This is a genomic window from Telluria beijingensis (assembly GCF_030770395.1).
Lineage (GTDB): Bacteria > Pseudomonadota > Gammaproteobacteria > Burkholderiales > Burkholderiaceae_D > Telluria > Telluria beijingensis.
The window spans coordinates 3,760,363-3,781,723 of the sequence record NZ_CP132480.1 but is presented as its reverse complement, the minus strand read 5'-3'; the positions used below and the strand labels follow the sequence as shown (position 1 = coordinate 3,781,723).

At 66.0% G+C, this 21,361-nt stretch carries 20 protein-coding genes; 12 read left to right on the top strand and 8 right to left on the bottom strand.

The features are described from left to right. Positions 1–14: 14 nt before the first annotated feature. Positions 15–554, bottom strand: coding sequence for a peptide deformylase (gene def / locus Q9246_RS16750; protein WP_306391784.1), 540 nt, complete (start codon positions 552–554; stop codon positions 15–17). A 311-nt stretch (positions 555–865) separates the two neighbouring features. On the opposite strand from def, the gene Q9246_RS16745 reads away from it, so the two are divergent. From Q9246_RS16745 to Q9246_RS16720, 6 genes are all read left to right on the top strand, one after another. After that, positions 866–2,002, top strand: a complete 1,137-nt coding sequence (locus tag Q9246_RS16745) for a LysM peptidoglycan-binding domain-containing protein (RefSeq protein ID WP_422802330.1) — start codon at positions 866–868, stop codon at positions 2,000–2,002. Between the two features lie 33 nt (positions 2,003–2,035). Then, positions 2,036–3,163 carry a DNA-processing protein DprA gene (dprA, locus tag Q9246_RS16740; RefSeq protein WP_306391781.1) on the top strand — a complete coding sequence of 376 codons (1,128 nt, stop codon included), beginning with the start codon at positions 2,036–2,038 and terminating at the stop codon, positions 3,161–3,163. Between the two features lie 212 nt (positions 3,164–3,375). Beyond that, the gene (locus Q9246_RS16735) at positions 3,376–3,834 is read left to right on the top strand and encodes a Smg family protein (RefSeq protein ID WP_306391779.1); all 459 of its coding nucleotides are present in this window, start codon (positions 3,376–3,378) and stop codon (positions 3,832–3,834) included. A 303-nt stretch (positions 3,835–4,137) separates the two neighbouring features. After that, the gene (locus Q9246_RS16730) at positions 4,138–6,804 is read left to right on the top strand and encodes a DNA topoisomerase III (protein WP_306391778.1); all 2,667 of its coding nucleotides are present in this window, start codon (positions 4,138–4,140) and stop codon (positions 6,802–6,804) included. 48 nt (positions 6,805–6,852) lie between these two features. Then, the gene (locus Q9246_RS16725; RefSeq protein WP_306391777.1) at positions 6,853–7,626 is read left to right on the top strand and encodes a helix-turn-helix domain-containing protein; all 774 of its coding nucleotides are present in this window, start codon (positions 6,853–6,855) and stop codon (positions 7,624–7,626) included. 98 nt (positions 7,627–7,724) lie between these two features. Continuing rightward, a complete protein-coding gene (locus Q9246_RS16720; protein WP_306391776.1) occupies positions 7,725–8,150 on the top strand; it encodes a VOC family protein in 426 nt (141 codons plus the stop codon). Positions 8,151–8,261: 111 nt separating this feature from the next. Here the strand turns inward: Q9246_RS16720 and Q9246_RS16715 are convergent, their stop codons facing one another. The 3 genes from Q9246_RS16715 to Q9246_RS16705 are packed head-to-tail and all read right to left on the bottom strand — an operon-like array spanning position 8,262 to position 13,096. Beyond that, complete coding sequence (locus Q9246_RS16715; protein WP_306391775.1) at positions 8,262–8,468, bottom strand: addiction module protein; 207 nt, start codon at positions 8,466–8,468, stop codon at positions 8,262–8,264. Positions 8,469–8,510: 42 nt separating this feature from the next. Beyond that, positions 8,511–12,200, bottom strand: a complete 3,690-nt coding sequence (locus Q9246_RS16710) for a hypothetical protein (protein ID WP_306391774.1) — start codon at positions 12,198–12,200, stop codon at positions 8,511–8,513. A 2-nt stretch (positions 12,201–12,202) separates the two neighbouring features. Beyond that, positions 12,203–13,096 (bottom strand): ABC transporter ATP-binding protein, encoded by an 894-nt coding sequence (locus tag Q9246_RS16705; protein ID WP_306391773.1) that lies wholly within the window; start codon positions 13,094–13,096, stop codon positions 12,203–12,205. Positions 13,097–13,329: 233 nt separating this feature from the next. On the opposite strand from Q9246_RS16705, the gene Q9246_RS16700 reads away from it, so the two are divergent. Both Q9246_RS16700 and coq7 read left to right on the top strand, forming a co-directional pair. Then, a complete protein-coding gene (locus tag Q9246_RS16700; protein ID WP_306391772.1) occupies positions 13,330–13,806 on the top strand; it encodes a hypothetical protein in 477 nt (158 codons plus the stop codon). A gap of 34 nt (positions 13,807–13,840) precedes the next feature. Further along, on the top strand, positions 13,841–14,485 hold the full coding sequence (gene coq7 / locus Q9246_RS16695) for a 2-polyprenyl-3-methyl-6-methoxy-1,4-benzoquinone monooxygenase (protein WP_306391771.1): 645 nt from the start codon (positions 13,841–13,843) through the stop codon (positions 14,483–14,485). 149 nt (positions 14,486–14,634) lie between these two features. On the opposite strand, the gene Q9246_RS16690 is transcribed toward coq7, so the two are convergent. The 4 genes from Q9246_RS16690 to Q9246_RS16675 all read right to left on the bottom strand — a co-directional run bounded on the left by Q9246_RS16690 (position 14,635) and on the right by Q9246_RS16675 (position 18,520). Continuing rightward, positions 14,635–15,057, bottom strand: coding sequence for an OsmC family protein (locus Q9246_RS16690; RefSeq protein ID WP_306391770.1), 423 nt, complete (start codon positions 15,055–15,057; stop codon positions 14,635–14,637). A 91-nt stretch (positions 15,058–15,148) separates the two neighbouring features. Then, positions 15,149–16,333 (bottom strand): ABC transporter permease, encoded by a 1,185-nt coding sequence (locus tag Q9246_RS16685; RefSeq protein ID WP_306391769.1) that lies wholly within the window; start codon positions 16,331–16,333, stop codon positions 15,149–15,151. Continuing rightward, complete coding sequence (locus Q9246_RS16680) at positions 16,330–17,061, bottom strand: ABC transporter ATP-binding protein (protein ID WP_306391768.1); 732 nt, start codon at positions 17,059–17,061, stop codon at positions 16,330–16,332. Before Q9246_RS16680 ends, Q9246_RS16685 begins: the two co-directional genes overlap by 4 nt. 13 nt (positions 17,062–17,074) lie before the next feature. Beyond that, entirely contained in the window at positions 17,075–18,520 is a 1,446-nt protein-coding gene (locus tag Q9246_RS16675; RefSeq protein WP_306391767.1) for an alpha/beta hydrolase, read from the bottom strand. A gap of 263 nt (positions 18,521–18,783) precedes the next feature. On the opposite strand from Q9246_RS16675, the gene rplM reads away from it, so the two are divergent. The 4 genes from rplM (at position 18,784) to Q9246_RS16655 (ending at position 21,331) form a co-directional block, all read left to right on the top strand. Further along, positions 18,784–19,212: a 50S ribosomal protein L13 gene (rplM, locus tag Q9246_RS16670; RefSeq protein ID WP_123069984.1), complete on the top strand. Its 429-nt coding sequence runs from the start codon at positions 18,784–18,786 to the stop codon at positions 19,210–19,212. A 9-nt stretch (positions 19,213–19,221) separates the two neighbouring features. Then, positions 19,222–19,614, top strand: coding sequence for a 30S ribosomal protein S9 (gene rpsI / locus Q9246_RS16665; protein WP_005667904.1), 393 nt, complete (start codon positions 19,222–19,224; stop codon positions 19,612–19,614). 165 nt (positions 19,615–19,779) lie between these two features. After that, positions 19,780–20,817, top strand: coding sequence for an N-acetyl-gamma-glutamyl-phosphate reductase (gene argC, locus Q9246_RS16660; protein WP_306391766.1), 1,038 nt, complete (start codon positions 19,780–19,782; stop codon positions 20,815–20,817). Between the two features lie 112 nt (positions 20,818–20,929). Further along, complete coding sequence (locus tag Q9246_RS16655; protein ID WP_005667909.1) at positions 20,930–21,331, top strand: bactofilin family protein; 402 nt, start codon at positions 20,930–20,932, stop codon at positions 21,329–21,331. The last annotated feature ends 30 nt before the right edge of the window (positions 21,332–21,361 follow it).

Sequence of the window (21,361 nt, the reverse complement as noted above, 5' to 3'; positions counted from 1 at the left end):
GCGGGCCGCCGCGTTCAACGGCGGCCGGCGCGCTGGGCGGCGTCGCGCTGCATGCCGCGCTCTTCCTTCTGCAGCTTGGCCTTGATGCGGTTGCGCTTGAGCGGCGACAGATATTCGACGAAGACCTTGCCCATCAGGTGGTCCATCTCGTGCTGGATGCACACGGCCAGCAGGCCGTCGGCTTCGACGGTGAATTCCTTGCCGTCGACGTCGAAGGCGCGCACCTTGACCCGGGCCGGGCGCTCGACGCCGTCATAGATGCCGGGCACCGACAGGCAGCCTTCGTCGTAGACCAGCTTCTCGTCGCTGGCCCAGGTGATCTCGGGGTTGATGAAGACCATCAGCTTCTCTTGCGCTTCGGTCACGTCGATGGTGACCACGCGCTCGTGCACGTCCACCTGGGTGGCGGCCAGGCCGACGCCGGGCGCGTCGTACATGGTTTCCGCCATGTCGGCCACCAGCTTGCGCAGGCGCTCGGTACCGAATTCGGTGACCGGCTTGGCAACCTTGTGCAGGCGCGGGTCGGGATAGCGGAGAATGTCGAGAAGGGCCATATCGGATCGGATTTCGGTGGTGTTATCTAGGTTGAACGGGGTATTGGCATGCAGGCAATGCAGGCTGCGGGCAGGGACGCAAACTCGCCACACGCCCCGGTGCGCAGACCTCGTTTGTCTTGCTAGTTCAGGGATTTATGTGCAGAATTTGATTCTATACAGCAACCCTTCCGTGAGCGGGGAGCGGTACGTCGTATCATTCCTGGCCGCAGCGGACAGGATGACCATGCGGCCTGCGATGCTCGGTTTCGTCACCAGGGCGGAAGCGGTTCCCGGCCTGGCCTCAACGCCGCACTTAACGGACGTCTTCAATGAAAAATTTTAGCACAGTCGTGGCCCGTACTGCAGCCGCGGCCTTGCTCGCATGCGCTGCCGGTGCTTCGGCCCAGGTCGCCAGCCCGGCTGTCGGCGCCGCCGCGAGCGCCAGTTGCAGCTTCCGCCCCGACGCCCCCGACAAGCATGTCGTGGTCAAGGGCGATACCTTATGGGATATTTCCGGCACCTTCTTGCGCAATCCCTGGTGCTGGCCCCAGGTCTGGGGCATGAACCGCGACGAAATCCGCAACCCGCACTGGATCTATCCGGGCCAGACCATCTGGTTCGACCGCGAGCGCGGCCGCCTGAGCCTGCAGCGTCCCGGCAGCGGCGGCGATGGCGGCGACGGCCGCGATGCGCCGCCGCTGACCCGCCTGTCGCCGCAAGTGCGCAGCGCCGACCTGGCGCGCGACGCGGTGCCGGCGATTCCGGCGGGCGCGATCGAACCTTACCTGACCCAGCCGCTGGTAGTCGAGGCCGACGAATTGGCCGGTGCGCCGCGCATCGCCGCCTCGCAAGAGGGCCGCGTCTACCTGGGAGAAGGCGACCGCGTCTACGTGCATGGCGCGATCGGCGATGGCAGGGTGTTCCAGGTATTCCGCCCCGGCGGCCAGCTGACGGACCCGCAGACCGGCAAGGTAGTGGCGCACGAGGCCGCCTTCCTGGGCACCGTCAAGCTGGTCAAGCCGGCCGCCCCCGGCGTCGACGTGCACACCTTCCAGGTGGTCGATACCAAGCAGGAGATGGGCGTGGGCGACCTGCTGGTGCCGGCGCCGCCGACTCCGGTGCGCAACTACGTGCCGCATGCGCCGCTGCAGGCGATCGACGGCCGCATCATGTCGATCTATTCCGGTGTCACCTACGCCGGACAGAGCCAGGTCGTCACTGTCAATCGGGGCACGGTTGACGGACTCGATGTCGGCGCCGTGCTGCAGCTCTATCATCTCGGGAAGACTGTGGCCGATCCACAAAGCCGGGGTTTCCTGGGCATGGGCCGGCAACAGTTGAAACTGCCCGACGAGCAATACGGCAGCCTGTTCATCTTCCGCGTGTTCAAGAACGTCTCGTACGGCTTGGTCATGCAGGTGACGGCGCCGGCGCAGGTGGGCGACGTGGCGCGATCACCAGACTAGAAACCAGGCCGTGCAGGCCACGGAACCCCCACCATGCCAGCCGAGCGCGACGCCCCGTGCACCTCTCTCGTGACCGACTGGCTGCGCCTGGAGCAGGCCGATGGGGTTGGGTGCCGTAGCGCGCACGCGTTGTTGTCCGCCTTCGGCTCGCCCGGCGCCATCTTCCAGGCCACGCCAGGCGCGCTGGCGGCCCACGTCAACCCGGGCCAGGCGCACGCCCTGTGTGCGCCGGTCACGCCGGCATTCACGACGCTGGTCGAGTCCACCCTGGCCTGGCTGGCCGAGCCCGGCCATCATCTGCTCACCTTCCACGATCCCTTGTACCCGGCGGCGCTGGCCGAGATCCCCGATCCGCCGCTGCTGCTGTACGTTGCCGGCCGCATCGAATTGCTGGCGCGGCCGCTGGTGGCCGTGGTCGGCAGCCGCAATGCGAGCGTGCAGGGCAAGGTCGACGCCGAATCCTTCGCTGCGGCGCTGTCCGGCGCCGGCCTGTGCGTGGTGTCGGGGCTGGCGCTGGGCATCGATACCGCGGCCCATGAAGGCGCACTGCGCGGGCCAGGCGCCACCATCGCCGTGGTCGGTACCGGCCTCGACCGCGTGTACCCGGCGCGCAACCGGCTGCTCGCCCACCGCATCGCCGAACATGGCTGCATCGTCAGCGAATACGCGCTGGGCACGCCGCCGCTGGCCGCCAATTTCCCGCGTCGCAACCGCGTGATCAGCGGCCTGGCGGCTGGCGTGCTGGTGATCGAGGCGGCGGCCCAGTCCGGCTCCCTGATCACGGCCCAGATGGCGGCGGAGCAAGGGCGGGAAGTGTTCGCCTTGCCGGGTTCCATCCACTCGGCGCTCGCCAAGGGCTGCCACCGCCTGATCCGCGATGGTGCGCAACTGGTCGAGACGGTCGATGAAGTGCTGCTGGCGATGCGGGTGTCACCGCTGGCCGCGGTCGGGCAGCAAGAGGCCCGGGCGCAGGCCAATGAAGACACCGGCGCGGACGACGACCTGCTCGGCGCGCTGGGGCATGAGCCGGTGGCGTTCGATGCGCTGCTGGAGCGGCTGGGCTCCGACCCCAGCGAACTCGGCGCGCGATTGCTGGACCTTGAACTGGCGGGCCTGGTGGCCCAATTGCCGGGCGGGCGGGTGCAGCGCATCTGGCGCTGACGGTCCACCATATGGGCCAGTTTCATGCACCAACCATGGACTGCACGTTCTCTGTCACACGATGTTTGCGAATTGTATGTTCTTGTTTTTAATCGTTTTTGGTAAGCTGGCTGATCGAACAAGGCTTGGATACAACGTTTTTTCCACGAGGCAGCGTGACAGGCGCGCTCTACTTGTGCCGCACGAAGTTTAGCTGCTACAGTAGCGTCACTATGTTCGACATCCTGGTCTATCTCTACGAGACGTACTACCGTCCCGACGCCTGCCCCGAGCCGGCAGCCCTGGCTCGCAAGCTGTCCGCCGTCGGCTTCGACGACATCGAAATCTCGGAAGCGCTCGACTGGCTGACCGGGCTCACCGATGCGCCCTTGCCCGAAACGATCGACGCGTCCACCGGCACCCGCTATTACGTGGACGAAGAATATATCGAGCTCGGCAGCGCTGCGATCGGCTTCATCGCCTTCCTCGAAAGCGCCAGGGTGCTCGGCCCGATCCAGCGCGAGATCGTCATCGAGCGCGCACTGGCCTGCGATGAATCGCCGATCGCCTTGAGCAAGCTCAAGATCATTGTGCTGATGGTGCTCTGGAGCCAGGGCAAGGAACCCGATGCGCTGATGTTCGACGACCTGTTCAGCGACGACGACGAGCAGGAGCCGCGCCTCCTCCATTGAGCGGGGCGGCGGCCAGGCGTGCCGCGCATGTCACGACGCTGGACGATGCATTCGACGGGGCTTTCGCCCCGTTTTGCTTTTCTGGCTCACCATTTCCGGGCGCCGCGGACCCCATATGCGGCCGGCATTGCACCGGCACGATGCACAAGGTGTACTTGCAGGGAGCGCGATAACCCGCTTATCATTGGCCGCTTCGATTCCGCTGTTACCAATCAGACACTATGGCTGGAATTTCACCGGCCCGGCTGTGAGCATGTATGATGCGCAAGCCCACACTATATAGATAGCACGACGAGAAACACTATGACCAAATCCCTCATCATCGCCGAGAAACCGTCGGTCGCGAACGATATCGCGAAGACGCTGGGCGGCTTCACCAAGCACGATGAGTACTTCGAATCGGACGATTACGTCCTCTCGTCCGCCGTCGGCCACCTGCTCGAGATCGCGGTGCCCGAAGAACACGATGTCAAGCGCGGCAAGTGGAGCTTCACCCACCTGCCGATGATCCCGCCTTACTTCGCGCTGAACCCGATCGCCAAGACCGAATCGCGCCTTAAGGTGCTGAACAAGCTGATCAAGCGCAAGGACGTCACCACCCTGATCAACGCATGTGACGCGGGCCGCGAAGGAGAACTCATCTTCCGCCTGATCGCCCAGAACGCCAAGGCCAAGCAGCCGGTCAAGCGCCTGTGGCTGCAGTCGATGACGGCCAATGCGATCCGCGAAGGTTTCAACAACCTGCGCACCGATGAAGAGATGCTGCCGCTGGCCGATGCCGCGCGCTGCCGTTCCGAGGCCGATTGGTTGATCGGCATCAATGGTACTCGCGCCATGACCGCTTTCAACTCGAAAGAGGGCGGCTTCTACCTGACGACGGTGGGCCGGGTGCAGACCCCGACCCTGTCGATCGTGGTCGAGCGCGAAGAGAAGATCAAGAAGTTCGTGCCGCGCGACTACTGGGAAGTGCGCGCCGAGTTCGTGTGCGCCGCCGGCGTCTACGAAGGCCGCTGGCTCGACCAGAAGTTCAAGAAGGACGAGAACGACCCCGAGAAGCGCGCCGAGCGCCTGTGGAGCAAGGCCGCCGCCGACTCGATTGCGGCCGCCTGCCGCGGCAAGCAGGGCAATGTCACCGAAGAAAGCAAGCCGACCACCTCGATGGCGCCCGGCCTGTTCGACCTGACCTCGCTGCAGCGCGAAGCCAACGGCCGCTTCGGCTTCTCGGCCAAGAACACGCTGGGCCTGGCCCAGGCGCTGTACGAAAAGCACAAGGTGCTGACCTACCCGCGTACCGATTCGCGCCACCTGCCCGAGGATTACATCGGCACCGTGAAGTCGACCCTGGAAGCGCTGGCCGAGACCAATAACTACAACCAGTTCGCCAAGCAGATCTCTAAGGGTGGCTGGGTCAAGCCGAACAAGCGCATCTTCGACAACGCCAAGATCTCGGACCACTTCGCCATCATCCCGACCGGCGTGGTGCCGAAGAACCTGAGCGAGCCCGAACAGAAACTGTACGACCTGGTCACGCGCCGCTTCCTGGCCGTGTTCTTCCCGGCCGCCGAGTTCCTGGTCACGACCCGCTACACCGAAGTCTCGGGCCACCAGTTCAAGACCGAGGGCAAGGTCATGACCAACCCGGGTTGGATGGCGGTGTACGGCAAAGGTAGTGAAAAAGGCGTGGGCGACGACAAGGATGGCGTCAACCTGGTGCCGGTGGCCAAGGGCGAGAAAGTGCTCACCGACAAGGTCACGGCGAATGGCCTGGTCACCAAGCCGCCTGCGCGCTACAACGAAGCGACGCTGCTGTCGGCGATGGAAGGCGCAGGCAAGCTGGTCGACTCCGACGAGCTGCGCGATGCGATGGCCGGCAAGGGCCTGGGCACGCCGGCCACGCGCGCCGCCATCATCGAGGGCCTGCTGACCGAGAAATACCTGCTGCGCGAAGGCCGCGACCTGATGCCGACCGCGAAGGCGTTCCAGCTGATGACCCTGCTGCGCGGCCTGGGCGTGAACGAACTCACGGCGCCCGAGCTGACCGGCGAATGGGAATTCAAGCTGTCGCAGATGGAGAAGGGCAAGATCTCGCGCGAGGAATTCATGCGCGAAATCCAGCAGATGACCCAGATCATCGTCAAGCGCGCCAAGGAATACGATAACGACACGATTCCCGGCGAGTACGCGACCCTGGTCAACCCGTGCCCGAACTGCGGCGGCGTGGTCAAGGAAAACTACCGCCGCTTCGCCTGCACCAAGTGCGAATTCTCGATGAGCAAGACGCCGGGCAGCCGCCAGTTCGAGATCGAGGAAGTCGAAGAACTGCTGAAGAACCGCACCATCGGTCCGCTGCAGGGCTTCCGCTCCAAGATGGGGCGTCCGTTCGCCGCCATCCTGCGCATCGTGCGCGACGAAGAGATCAAGAACTTCAAGCTTGAGTTCGACTTCGGCCAGGATGAAGAAGGCGAAGAAGGCGAAGGTGTGGACTTCAGCGGCCAGACCCCGGTCGGCCCTTGCCCGAAGTGCAACGGCGGCGTGTACGAAATGCCGCTGGCCTATGTTTGCGAACACAGCGTGGCCAAGCCGAAGACCTGCGACTTCCGCAGCGGCCGCATCATCCTGCAGCAGGAGATCGTGCCGGAACAGATGGCCAAGCTGCTCAATGACGGCAAGACCGACCTGCTGCCGGGCTTCGTGTCGCAGCGTACCCGGCGCGCCTTCAAGGCTTTCCTGGTGCGCGGCAAGGACAACAAGATCAGCTTCGAGTTCGAGGAACGCAAGGCCAAGCCGGGCGCCAAGGGCAAGGCAGCCGATGGTGACGCCGGGGCTGACGGCGCCGATGGCGTGGCAGCGCCGGTGAAGAAGGCGGCGGCGAAGAAGGCGCCGGCCAAGGCAGCGGCGAAACCGGCGGCAAAACCGGCGGCCAGGAAGGCGCCGGCCCGGAAAGCGGCAGGCACGGCGGCCAAGAAGTAATCTGCCTGCCGGGGTGTCGCCAGGCGGGCCGGTCCGGAAGGAGCAGCGATGACGCAGGCAGTCCCCGTGCACTTCACGGGCCGCTTTCGCAAGCGGCCCGTCGCGGCGCCTCTCGGCGCCAGTTTTTCCCACGTCTGGACGCACCGCATTCCCGCGCTCGCGCCGCCCGTCGTCATCACCCCGGACGCTACCGTCGACTTGCAATGGATGGATGGCGCGTTCCGCATCGCCGGCCCCGACCGCGATCCCCTGACCGAAACCGTCGCGCCCGGCACGACGGTGATCGGCTTTCGCTTCTCGCCGGCCGCAGCCGCTGCCTGGCTGGGCGTTCCGCTGGCGGAACTGGTCGGCCAGCGCCTGGCCCTCGACGACCTCTGGGGCCGCAAGGCGCGGCGCCTGGCCGACGCCGTACGCGCGCAGGACGATCCGCGCCAGCTGGCGGCCTCTCTAGAAACCCTGCTGGCGCGGCAAACCGTCATGGCCCCGCCCGATCCGGCAATGCAGGCCGCATACCGCATGATCGCGCGCGGCGTGCCGGTGCACATGCAGCTGCTTCCCTGGCTGATGCGCGCGCTCGGCATGAGCGAGCGCACCTTGCGCCGCCGCTTCGGCGAGAGTTTCGGCTATGGTCCACGAACGCTCGAGCGTATCCTGCGTTACCAGCGCTTCCTGCGCAGCCTGCGCGCGCCGACAACGGCGACCGGCGCGCTCGCCGCTCTGGCACTGGACGCCGGTTATGCCGACCAGGCCCACCTGGTGCGCGAAAGCCGGCGCCTGAGCGGCTACACGCCGGGACAGTGGCAGCGCCTGGCGGATCGTTGAGCAGGGCGGCCCGGCGCCGCACGCCTGGCCGTTTCATTCAATACCCATGCCGGCGCGATCCCTATGCTGGCAGTTTTCCACAACCAGGAGTGCAAACGATGAAACCCCGCATCTCGGTCCTGACCCTCGCCGTCGCCGATCTCGAACGCTCGCTCGCCTTCTACCGGGACGGTCTCGGCCTGCCCACCGACGGCATCGTCGGCCGCGAATTCCAGCATGGCGCGGTCGCCTTCTTCGACCTGGCGGCCGGGATGAGGCTCGCCCTCTGGGCCCAGGCCGACCTCGCGCACGATACCGGCCTGCCACGGACGCCGCTGGCACCGACCGCCTTCACACTGGGCCACAATGTCGGCGGGCGCGACGAGGTCGATGCCGTCATGCGGCAGGCGCAGGAGGCCGGCGCGCGCATCCTCAAGCCGGCGGGAGACACATTCTATGGCGGCTACGCCGGCTATTTCCAGGACCCGGATGGCCATGTGTGGGAAGTGGTCTGGAATCCGACCATGTTGCCGACCGAGGACTGAATCCGGGTGCCTCGCGTGCGCATGCCGGCGTCATGTCGGTGCGATCGGCGCCATGAAAAAAACCGCGGCTCGCCGCGGTTTTGTCATTCCAGCATCAGCCATGCACGATGCTTACTCCTGCCATTCCTTCAGCGCCAGGATCGCCGCCTCGCCATTGCGAATCGCCTTCACACGCCGCACCACTTCGTTGCGCCAGGCTTCGTCGGCATCTTGTTCAGGGCCGTCGATATCCTGTAACAGCAGCTGCATGACTTCCTGTTTCTCCGCCGGACTCAGGAGTTTCAGTCGTTCGGCGATTTCCGCGACAGCGTTGGACATGATGTTCTCTCCTATAATTTTGTCCTGATCATAGCGCGAGAACTATTGATTGTCGACTGGAAGCATATTGTCATTCGGTTTTCGATCGATCAATTTGTTGTCCGGATCGATGCCGGCCCGGCCCGGCACGCTGTCGACCACCAGCGTCAGTTGCTGGGCGGCCTGGGTCACCAGCCGCCGTTCGCGCGCCAGCGGGTTGCCATTCCGGTCGTCGACGCCGAATTCGATGTAGTCGTGCAGCGGCATCGGCTGTTCCTCGCCCTGGCCGCTCACCCTCAGCTTGCCGGCATGGGCATCGATCGTGACCTCGTACTTGCCATCCGGACGGCGTCGGGAGACGGCGCCGGCGGCCCGGTTCTCGTAGAACACGACCGCTTCGAACAGGTCGTCGATGAGGTAGGCCTTGTCGCGCGGCGTCACCGCGCGCAGGCCGTCGACCAGGCTGGCGGCGGTGGGGTAGGGCGGGCCCTGGTAGGCGTATTGCTGCAGCAGGCCGCGCAGCACGCCGTTGACCGTGTCCTCGCCCAGCATGTCCTGCAGCAGGTACAGCGCCAGGGCGCCCTTGCGGTAGGCGATGTAGCGCTGGTTCTCGTTGTGCGCCAGCGGCAGTTCGCGCTCCTGCTCCTGGGCGCGGCCCATCAGGTAGGCGTCCAGGTCGTGGCGCAGGAAGCGCCGCATCCGATCCGGTCCGAAGGCGCGCCGCATGACCATCAGCGCCGTGTACTCGGACAGGCTCTCGGACAGCAGGGTGGCGCCGCGCGTGTCGGCGCCGACCAGCTGCTGGCCCCACCACTGCCGCGCGGCCTCGTGGGCGCTGACGTAGAACGGGTAGTCGAGGTCCTTGGGCGAGCCGGGATCGACGCGCGCGATGAAAGCGCCGCTCTCCGGGAACGGGATCAGGCCTGGCAAGGTGCGCGCGTTGCGCACGTAGCGCGGGAACTCGGCGATGCGCAGCTCGCGCAGCGGATAGCGCCCGTAGTTGCGCGCGCCGTAGTCCAGGCCGGCCTGGGCGCCGCGGATCATGCGCTCGACGTTGAAGTCGTGGCCCGGCTGGTAATAGACGTCGATCGTCACGTCCTGCCAGCGGTCGTGGCGCACCTCGTAGCGCGCCGACTGGACGGCGTAGGCGTTCGGCATCGGACGGTCCATCCGGTAGCGGAAGTGGCGCCGCGCGCCGTCGTTCCATTCGCGCACCAGGGTGCCGGGGGCGATCGCGACCTGGTCCAGGCTGGTGCTGACGGTGGCCTCGAAGCCGATCCAGTCGGCGTCGACGCCCAGCGCATGGGTCGCGCTCCCGGCCGGATCGTCGCGGGCCCGCCAGGGGGCGCGCGCCGCCCCGCCGCGGCGGCGGCGGGCGGGCGCGGCGCGCCGCGCCCGCCCGCCGCCCCCCCGGCCGGGCGCCGCGCGCGCCCCGGCGCGCGCGCGCCGGGGCGCGCGCGGCGCCAGGCCGTGGCGGCGGCGGTCGTGCGCGGCGCGCAGCTCGACCGACGGCTGGTAGCCGATGCGCGGCATGACCTCGTTGGTGAAGAAGGTGCCGTTGCCGACCACCGGCGTGTCGCTGCCCAGGCCCAGCAGGCCGCGCGGCGCGTAGCCAAGGTCGAACTCGAGGTCCAGGCGCGCGCCCGGCGCCAGCGGAGTGGCCAGGCGGTAGTGATAGAAGCCGAGCTCCGGTTCGCGCGCGACGAGCGCCGCCGGTTGCGAAAAGCGCAGCGCCAGCTGCGCGCCGCGCTGCTGGTACAGCACCAGGTCGCGGATCGGCGCGCCGCTGCGGTTCTCGAGCCGGTAGCGGCCCTTGACCTGCAGGGCGCGCCGTTCGGGATCGATGTCGGCATCGAGCCTGACATCGACGATGCGCGGCTGCGCCAGCCTGGCGAAGCCGTGGTAGCGCTTCTCGTACTCGGCGCGCAGCGATTCGCTGCGCCAGGCGGTCAGGTAGCCGCCCTGGGACAGTTCCCAGGCCAGGAAGCCGCCCGTGCCCGCGAACACGGCCAGCCCCAGGCCGAGGCAGGCCAGCACCGATGGCGTCAGGTTGCGGCGCGCCAGGCGCAGGCGCTCGCGCCAGGTGTCGTCGACGCCGCGCGGCCACAACGCGCGCGCCAGCGCCAGCAGCACCAGGGCCGCGCCGCTCCAGTACAACAGGTAGAAGCGGTCGCGCAGCAGGTGGTGGCCATAGCCGTTCATGGCCGACCAGGTCAGGTCGGGCCAGACCCCGTACCACAGCAGCGGATGGTTCTGGCCGGTGCCGCCCAGCAGGATCGCGGCCAGCACCCAGGCGATCATCAGGAAGTTGGCCAGGTATTTGTGGTTCACGATCACCTGCGCCGCGATCGCCAGCACCGCGATCAGCGCGTAGTTGGGCAGCAGGATGGTGAACAGCGCATGCAGGTAATGGCCTGGCTCGAGCTGGAAGTAGCCCTTGAACAGCTGGATCAGCATGCCGGTGGCCATGGCCAGCAGCACCAGCAGCGCCTGCAGGCCGACCAGGGCCAGGGTCTTGGCGGCCAGCGGCAGCCAGCTCGGCACCGGCAGCGCGTCGAGCATCTGCGCCACCCGCGTCTCGCGCTCGCGCCAGACCAGTTCGCCGGCATAGAAGATCGTGGTGCCCAGCATGAACAGGCCGAACACTTCGCGGATCAGCTCCAGCAGCATGTACGTCATCGGATAGGTGGCGGTGCCGTAGATCGCGTCGAGGTCGATCGCGCTGACGACCAGGGTCAGCAAGGCGGCGATGGCCAGGGCCGCGAAGTAGACGTTGCGGGTCATCTCGCGCAGCTCGCCCCTGGCCGACTTCAGGAGCAGCAGCGCCAGGCTGCGCGCGGCGAAATCGGGTTGCGCGGTGGTGTCGCGCGCGGCCTGGGACAGCTCGAGCGGGGTCTCGGCCGGGCCTTTGCGCCTGCCCCGCGCCTGCGCGTCGGCCTCGCCGATGAAGTGGAAGCGCCAGTAGCCGAGCAGCAGCGCCAGCAGCGCAAAGCCGCACCACAGCAGGCGGTTCAGCAGGTAGACGTCCTGCAGGTCGATCGGGTCCAGGTTGCGCTGGGCCAGCGGCCAGTATTCGGTGAGCAGCAGCAGGGCGGTGGTGCCGAACGGGTCGATCAGCGAGGCCAGGGTCTTGAAGTCGAGGTCGCGCGCCAGCGACGGCGCGACGGTGTAGCCGATGGTCATGACCACGGCGGCCACGTAGACCGGCAGCATGCGCCGGGTCAGCGCGGCGAGCACGAAGAAGATCGCGCCGAAGATGAACAGGTTGGGCAGCAGCGTGAACAGGTAGGGCTTGACCCAGGCCGACAGCGGCGCGCCGCCCAGGCGGTCGGGCGCGATGCCGGGAATGAAGGTGCCTAGCCACAGGCCCAGCACGATGCCGGTAAAGATCACCGCCAGCGTCGCGAAGGCGCCGAGGAAGCGGCCGAACACGTAGTCGGCCTTCGTCAACGGCGCGCTGAAGAAGAAGTGGTGCATCTCGTGCTCGAAGTCCTGCTGCACCGCGCGGCCCATTACCGCCGCCGCGATTACTACGCCCAGGCTGCCGAGCAGCGCGGTGGCGATCGCGATCTGGCGCGGGGCGTCGATCAGGACCTGGCTGCCGAAGGAGACCATCAGGTCGCGGAACACGCCGCCCGAGGCGGCCATCCACAGCATCCCGAGCGCCAGGAAGACGCTGAAATAGACCCAGGTCGAGAGCCGCCGCAAACGCTGGCTCGCCTCGAAACGGGCGATGACGAACAGGGCGCGCACGGTCAGCAGTCTCCCGCGGCCGGATTATGGCGGCCGGCGATGGTGGCGAAATAGACGTCTTCCAGGCTGGCGCGGGCCGGTTCGAAGCCGTCGCCGGGATCGTCCTCGGCATACACGTGGATCAGGGTGCGGCCGCTGAGCAGGCGGGTCGAGATCACGCTGTAGCGCGACTGGAAAGCGGGCAGCTCGGCCTTGGTGACGAAACGGGCCCAGATGAAGTCTTCGATCCCGTAGATCAGCTCCTGCGGCTCGCCGCACAGCAGCACCTGGCCCTTGTTGATGATCGCCATATTGGCGCACAGGTCGGCCACGTCGGACACGATATGGGTCGACAGCAGCACGGTGCGCTCTTCGCCGATGTCGGACAGCAGGTTATGGAAGCGCACCCGCTCCTGCGGGTCGAGGCCGGCGGTGGGTTCGTCGACGATGATCAGGCGCGGGTCGCCCAGCAGGGCCTGGGCGATGCCGAAGCGCTGGCGCATGCCGCCCGAGAAGGTGCCCAGGCGCTGGTCGCGCACTTCCCACAGGTTGGTTTGCTGCAGCAGGCCGTCGACCACCTCGCGCCGGCGCGCCTTGTGCGACAGTCCCTTGAGCTGGGCGAAGTGGTCCAGCAGTTCCTGGGCGCTGACCTTCGGATAGACGCCGAAATCCTGCGGCAGGTAGCCCAGCAGGCGGCGCACCGCGTCCTTTTCGTCGAGGACGTCGATATCGTCCAGGAACACCGAGCCGGAATCGCATTCCTGCAGGGTGGCCAGGATCCGCATCAGGGTCGATTTGCCCGCGCCATTGGGACCGAGCAGCCCGAACATCCCGGCCGGGATGTTGAGGGTGACACGGTCCAGCGCGACCACGCCATTGGCATAGGTCTTGGACAAATTGCGGATTTTCAGTTGCATGACGACTCCTGGCTGCTCGCTGCACGTGTTTACGACGTGCAAAACACTTTTTCACACTGGCATTGTATTCAATCGGCACCGCCGCGGCGGGCACGGTGCGACACACGGTCCAAACGGTGGCCCAGACCGCATTATCCGGTGACAGGATGCATGATGGTTTTCTTTCCATAAATTTCTTGCAACGGTAGGCGGGCGTGCGGCGCAAGCGGGGGGAAAGCGTGGATAATGGCCGCATGGACTCCGTCACCCAAGAAAAGCTCCTGATCCTGATGCGCGAAGGGCGCAGCCGGGCCGAATCGACCGACTGGTTCCGCGTCGCGCTGGGACTGGTCTACCTGGCGGGCCTGATGACCAAGGAGACGATCGACTTCAAGGCGGTCGACCGCGAGTTCAACCGCTTCATCTACCACACGCTGGGCAAGGGCCACACCATCACCAGCGTGCTGCAGTTCATGAGCGGCGCCAGGGTGATGCCGACGGTGGAGTCGGAACGCTTCCTGGATGCGTTCAAGCGCCATTGCCCGGGCGTGCCGCTGGTGTCGGTGCCGTTCCTGCTGGAGCTGAACCTGGGCGTGGCCAAGAATATCTCGGGGCTGGAGCCCGAGGGCCCGCTGGTCGACTGGATCGCGCGCAGGAAGCTTGAACCGGGCGAAGAACCGGAGGGGCCGACGGCGCAGGCGCACTCTGGGGCGCGGGCCGACGGCATATAATGGCCGCTTCAGCGACCACCAGATCGAGCACACCATGATTGCGAACCGTTTCATCAGCCCCCTGGACCACCTGATCGTCGGCGTCGACAAGGCCTTGCGCGTCGTCGGCGGAGTGGCGGCGATGTCGCGTCCGAACCCGGGCGCGCACGCCATCGACAGCGAATTGAGCGACGCCGAGCGCCGCCACAGCGCGGGGCTGATGCGGGTGAACCACGTGGGCGAGGTGTGCGCGCAGGCGCTGTACGACGCGCAGGCCAATTTCGCCCACACGCCGCAGGTGCGGGTCCAGTTCGAGCACGCCGCGCGCGAGGAAGAAGACCACCTGGCCTGGTGCGCCCAGCGCCTGGGCGAACTCGGTTCGCAGCCGAGCGTGCTGAATCCCCTGTGGTATGCGGGCGCCTACGTGATGGGCACCGTGGCGGCCCGGATCGGCGATCCGGTGAGCCTGGGCTTCGTGGTCGAGACCGAGCGCCAGGTCGAGGCGCACCTGAACAGCCATCTTGAATTGCTGCCGCAGCAGGATAGCAAGTCGCGCGCGATCGTCGAGCAGATGCGGGTCGACGAGATCGCGCATGCCAATGCGGCCGAGGCGGCCGGGGCGTCGGCGTTGCCGTTGCCGGTCAGGCTGGCGATGCGGGCGATGGCCAAGGTGATGACCACCACCGCGTATCGCATCTGACCCGCACCCCATGAACGTCGTTCCCGCGCAGGCGGGAACCCAAGGCCTTTGCCTGGCTACTGACGTTTGACGTTACTGGCCCGCCAGCACACTTGGGTTCCCGCCTGCGCGGGAACGACGGTCTTTGGGCTAACTAGAGGGCTGGCGCTTCAGACTTCCACGATCTCGAACGAATGCGTGATCTCGGCCGTCTTGGCCAGCATGATCGACGCCGAGCAGTATTTGTCGTGCGACAGGTTGACCGCGCGCTCCACCGCCGCCGGCTTCAGGTTGCGGCCAGTGACCGTGAAGTGGAAGTTAATCTTCGTGAACACCTTGGGGTCAACGTCGGCGCGTTCGGCCTGCAAGGTCACGTCGCAGCCGCGCACGTCCTCGCGGCCGCGCTTGAGGATCAGGACCACGTCGTAGGCGGTGCAGCCGCCGGTGCCCACCAGCACCATCTCCATCGGGCGCGGCGCCAGGTTATGGCCGCCGCCATCCGGCGCGCCATCCATCGTCACCATGTGGCCGCTGCCCGTCTCGGCGCGGAAACTCATGCCCGAGGGGCCGTTCCAGCTGACTTTCACTTCCATGCGATTCTCCGTGTTGCTGTGAAGCGTAGATAAGGCATTCGATTGTACGGCAGCCGCCGCCTTCGCGTGCAAGGCAGCGCCGCCGCGGCCATCACACGCCCAGCACGTACTTCTCGCTCTTCATGCGCCAGCTGGCGAAGGCTACCACCAGCAGCGCCGGGACCAGGGAGCACAGGAAGGTCAGCACGAACGGCAGCGCGCCGATGTCGCCGCTCTTGGCCAGTTCCTTGACCAGGGTCTGGTTCGACAGCATCGGCACCAGGTACATCCACTGCGCGGTCTTGAGTTCCATGAACGAGACCACGAAGCCCGGGATCAGCGGCGCGATCATGACCAGGCTGATCGTGGTCTGGGCTTCCTTGAAGGTCTTGGCGTTCATCGCCAGCGCCACGTACAGGGCCGCCGACAGCAGCGACAGCGGCACGCTGGCCAGGCATACCAGCAGCATGCCGCCCCAGCCCAGGTTCCACGACATGCCGATTTCTTCCAGCGGCAGCCATTTCAGCACCGCATGGCCCAGCATCAGCACCACGGTGACGCCCACCACCGCCAGGATGCTCGACGCAAGCCACTTGCCGCCCACCAGTTCCCAGCTATGCGCCGGCTGCGCCATCAGCACTTCGAGCGAGCGCCGTTCGCGTTCGCCGGCGGTGCTGTCGACCGCCGACGACATATTGAGGATGAAGGCCGGGAAGAACAAAAAGCCGATCATGCCGCCGATGAGCATCGCCGAGCGCGAGGCATTGGTGCCGGTGTCGTAGCGCTGCAGCTGGATCGGCGCCAGCGTGGCCGGCGACACGCCGTGCGCCAGCAGGCGCGCGCTGGCGATGTTGTTGCCGTAGGCGGTCAGGATCTCGTCGAGCTCGCGCCGCTGCGGGCCGCTTTCGGCCGACGAATCGAACCACATCTCGATCTGCGCCGGCCGCATCGCCTGGTAGTTGCCGGTGAAGTCGTCGGACAGGCGCAGCACCGCCGCGATCTTCTTGCCGTGCAGGAGTTCGGCGATGGCGTCCTCGGTCATCGGCCCCGACTCGTTGACCGTCACGTTGCGCTCGCGCAGCTGGGCGACCAGGGTCGGCGCCTTGTCCGCACCGATGACGGTCAGGTGCACGCCTTCGCGCTCGGAGCGGGTGCTCTTGTCGATCACCTGGTTGAGCGTGAGGCCGATCAGGAAGGGATAGAACAGCACCATCAGCACCAGGAAGCCGAAAGTGCGCTTCTCGCGCAGGGTCTCGCGCAGCTCTTTCAGGAATACGACTCGGATCTTCGATTTCATGCGATACCTTCCTCGGTGCCGACCAGGTTCACGAAAGCGTCCTCGAGGTCGGCGATGCCGGTGCGCTGGCACAGTTCCTGGGGCGAGCCCTGGGCCACGGTATGGCCCTTGGCGATGACGATCACGTCTTCGCACAGGTGGATCACTTCCTGCATCACGTGGGTGGCCATGATCACGCAGCAGCCATCCTCGCGCAGGGCGTTCAATGCGGTGCGCAGGGCGCGCGTGCTCATCACGTCCAGGCCGCGGCTCGGTTCGTCGAGCAGCAGGTGGCGCGGGCGGTGCAGCAGGGTGCGCGCCAGCGCTACCTTGATGCGCTGGCCCTGCGAGAAGCCCTTGGTCTGGCGTTCGAGGATGTCGTCCATCCCGAGCAGGTCGGACACTTCGCCGATGCGGGCGCGCAGGGCGGCGCCGTCCATGCCATTGAGTTCACCGAAGTAGTTCAGGTATTCGCGCGTGGTGAGGCGCTCGTAGAGCCCGAACTGGTCGGTCAGGAAGCCGATATTGCGGCGCACCGACATCGGATCCTTCTCGGGATCGACGCCGCCGATCGAGATGGTGCCGTGGTCGCGTTTCAGCAGGCCGACCAGGGTGCGCAGCAGGGTGGTCTTGCCAGCCCCGTTGGGACCCAGCAGCGCGGTGATCTGGCCGTCGCGCGCGGTGAAGGAAACGCCGCCCAGCGCCTGGACGGCGCCGAACTGCTTGCGTACATCGTGGACTTCGATCATGGTGATCCCGACATCAAGGTTGGGGCCCGGCGTTGCCGAGCTGGAAAGTAGGAGCCGGAATCTCGGCCATGCAGGCGGCGTCGAGTTTCGCTTGCGGCTGGTCGAGGAAGGCGCGCAGCAGGCGCGGCGCGCAGCCGAGCTGCGAGACGCCGTGGCCGGCATTGGCCACCACCACGTGCTGGGCACGGGCCATCGACCTGGCGGCAGTCTCGGCGCGGTGCGGCGGGGTCACCGGGTCGAGGGCGCCCGACAGCAGCAGGGCCGGCGCCTCGATGCGCGACGGCGCGACGTAGGGCACCGCGGGCACCTTGATGTCCTGGCACAACTTCGGGATCATCTCGGCCAGCGGCTTGGCGATCACGGCGGCGTCGGATTTCATCAACTCGGGCGTGAAGCGCGGCACGTCTTCGGCGCACACCACGGCGAAGTGCAGCAGCATCGACATGCTGGCGTCGTTGCCGAAGTCGCCGGCCAGGTTCTGGCGCGCGACGAAGGGCTGCCAGCGGCCGCGGCTGGCGCTGTGGATCAGGAAGGGCAGGCGGCGCGCATCGGCCGGGGAATACAGGATGTTGTGCACGGTGCCCAGGAAGCGCTGGGAACTCATGGTGAACTCGGTCTGCTCGGCGGTGCGCGGGTTCGGCAGCGACAGGCGCACGTTGCCGGCATCGACCCTGGCCGCCAGCGCGTCGAATTCGGCGCGCAGGTCGGGGAAGGCCTTGTTGCAGGCGGCATCCTTCGCGCAGGCGGCGAACAGGCCGTCGAGCGCGGCCTGGCCGTCACGGCCGCCGGCCGGGATCACCTGGTCGGGCGCGGCCACGCCGTCCAGCACCAGGCTGCGCACGCTGTCCGGATAGGCGCGCGCGTAGGCCTGGCCCAGGCGCGTGCCGTAGGAGCCGCCCCAGACGTTTACCTGGCGGTAGCCGAGCGCGCGCCGCACCTGCTCGAGGTCGTGGGCGGCGTTGGCCGTGGTGTAGGCGGCCAGCGGCTGCTTGTTGGCGGCGATGCAGGCGCGCAGTTCGGCCATCAGCTCGTCATCGGTCATGCGATCGTGTTCCGGCTTGCTTTCGCAATCGAGCTTGCCCGAGCGCCCGGTGCCGCGCTGGTCGATGAAGACGATGTCGCGGGTGGCGCGCACGCGGTCGAAGGCGAGCTTCAGCAGCGGCAGCACGTCGCTGCCGGCCTGGCCGGGGCCGCCGGCCAGCACGAACAGCGGGTCGCCGCGGGTGCCCTGGCGGTAGGCCGGGGCGACGGTCACGTGCAGCTTGAGGGTGCCGGACTGCGGTTTGGCATGCTCGAGCGGGACGTCGACCGTGATACAGCGCAGGCTTTCGACCACGCCGGGCAGGTGGCAGCTGCGTTCGGTCTTGGCTGGCGCGGCCGTGGACTGGGCGCTGGCGAAACCGGTTGCAAGCGCAAGCGGCAGGGACAGGATGGCGGGCAGAATCTTGGATCTCTTCACAACATCTCCTCAGGTTGTAACGATGATAAGTTCGCGCTATTTCCCCGGTCAACCGATTGTTTCAACTATGCATCAAGGCATGCGGAACGGGTAGCCCGCCATACCGTCCGCATGCAAGACGATGTCGATGGGGATTGACGTCAGTCCGGGAGGTCGGTTATGATTGCCGGCTTTCCGTTTGCTCAGGAAAGACAATAAGGACGAGTCCGCTGAAGTATTTGTGCGGAACCACCATTTGAGCAATTTTTTCTTTTGGAATAAACATGAAAACTTTTTCCGCTAAGGGCCATGAAGTCCAGCGCGACTGGTTTGTCATCGACGCGACGGACCTGGTCCTCGGACGTGTTGCCAGCGAAGTGGCACTCCGACTGCGTGGCAAGCACAAGCCTGAGTTCACCCCGCACGTCGACACCGGCGATTTCATCGTCGTGATCAACGCGGGCAAACTGCGCGTGACCGGCACCAAGGCCACCGCAAAAACGTACTACCGTCACTCGGGCTACCCGGGCGGTATCTACGAAACCAACTTCCTGAAAATGCAACAGCGTTTCCCAGGTCGCGCACTCGAGAAAGCGGTCAAGGGCATGCTGCCTAAAGGCCCACTCGGCTACGCCATGATCAAGAAGCTGAAAGTGTACGCGGAAGGTTCGCACCCGCACGCTGCTCAGCAACCACAAGCACTGACCCTCTAAGGAACTGACATGATCGGTAACTACAACTACGGCACCGGCCGTCGCAAGAGTGCAGTCGCTCGCGTGTTCATCAAAGCTGGCACCGGCCAGATCATCGTGAACGGTAAACCGGCATCGGAATACTTCTCGCGTGAAACCGGCCTGATGGTGATCCGTCAGCCGCTGGAACTGACCGGCAACGTCGAGCGTTTCGACATCAAGGTCAACGTGCACGGCGGCGGTGAGTCGGGCCAGGCTGGCGCCGTCCGTCACGGCATCACCCGCGCACTGATCGACTACGACGCAGGCCTCAAGGGCGACCTGGCACGTGCCGGTTTCGTCACCCGTGACGCCCGTGAAGTCGAGCGTAAGAAAGTTGGTCTGCGCAAAGCACGTCGCGCAAAGCAATTCTCGAAGCGTTAATCGTCTTCTCCAGCGCCTTCGGGTGCTGGCTCGAAAAAGCCGTCCGCCGCAAGGCTGGGCGGCTTTTTTGCTTTGGGGACAGGTACAACCTCGATGTTCCCGCGCTGTTAAAATGCAGCCTCGTCCCGTAACGGGGGCCTTTCTACCATTATCGAAGGAACAGACATGATTAAAGTTGGCATCGTCGGCGGAACCGGATACACGGGCGTGGAATTGCTGCGGCTGTTGGCCGTTCATCCGGATGTGCAACTGACCGCGATCACCTCGCGCAAGGAAGACGGCCTGCCGGTGGCCGATATGTTCCCTTCGCTGCGCGGGCGCGTCGATATCGCCTTCTCGAGCCCGGATAAAGCCGACCTGAAACAGTGCGACGTGGTGTTCTTCGCCACCCCGCACGGCGTGGCGATGGCCCAGGCGCCCGAGCTGCTGGCGGCCGGCGTCAAGGTGATCGACCTGGCGGCGGACTTCCGCATCAAGGACCGCGCCGTGTTCGAGAAATGGTACAAGATCGAGCACACCGCCCCCGAGCTGCTCGAAGAAGCCGTCTATGGCCTGCCGGAACTGAACCGCGACGACATCAAGAATGCGCGCCTGATCGCGAATCCAGGCTGCTATCCGACCACGATGCAGCTGGGCTACTACCCGCTGCTCAAGGCTGGCCTGATCGATGCCGGAAGCCTGATCGCCGACTGCAAGTCGGGCGTCTCCGGCGCCGGCCGCAAGGCCGAGATCGGCACGCTGTTCTCGGAGTCGAGCGACAACTTCAAGGCGTATGGTGTCCACGGGCATCGTCATACCCCGGAAACCTCGGCCCAGCTGGCGCGCTACACCGACCAGAAGGTCGGCCTGATCTTCACCCCGCACCTGGTGCCGATGATCCGCGGCATGCACGCGACCCTGTACGCGCGCCTGACGCAGGAAATCGACAACGCAGCGCTGCAGGCCTTGTTTGAAGAGCAATACAAGGACAGCGAATTCGTCGACGTCATGCCGTTCGGCTCGCACCCCGAGACGCGCTCGACCCGCGGCTCGAACATGCTGCGCCTGGCGCTGCACCGTCCGGAAGGCAGCGATACCGTCGTGATCCTGGTGGTGCAGGACAACCTGGTGAAGGGCGCCTCCGGCCAGGCCGTGCAGTGCATGAACCTGATGTTCGGCCTGGAAGAAAACAAGGGCCTGCAACAGATCGCGCTGTTGCCATAATCCTCAGGCTTGATCCGCGACCCGACGCAGATCAAAGCGAGCACCTTTGGGCCGGGTAAATTGACTGTTGGACACGTTCACATGAACAGTCAATCTTCCTCAGAGGTGCGCCATGTTTGGTCGACAAGTGAAAAGCGAGATAGACAGCCTGGTCGGGATCTCGGCCCGCATAGAGGGCGACCTGTGCTTCACCGGCGGGCTGCGCATCGACGGTGAAGTCCACGGCAATGTGGTGGCGGTGGACGGCGCCGACAGCATGCTGATCGTGTCCGAGCACGCGCGCATCGAAGGCGAGGTGCGTTGCGCCAGTCTTGTAGTCAATGGCTACATCGCTGGCGCGGTATATTCGTCGGAACTCCTTGAATTACAGCCGAAAGGCCGCATAAATGGGGATGTACACTACCGTTTGCTCGAGATGCACGGCGGGGCCCTGGTCACAGGGAAACTGACCCACCAGCCCGCGAGCGAGCCGGTGTTTCATCTAGCCGACGCTGTGGAAGGCTCGGCAGCATGACTTCCACCAACCGTCTATAATGGACGGTGT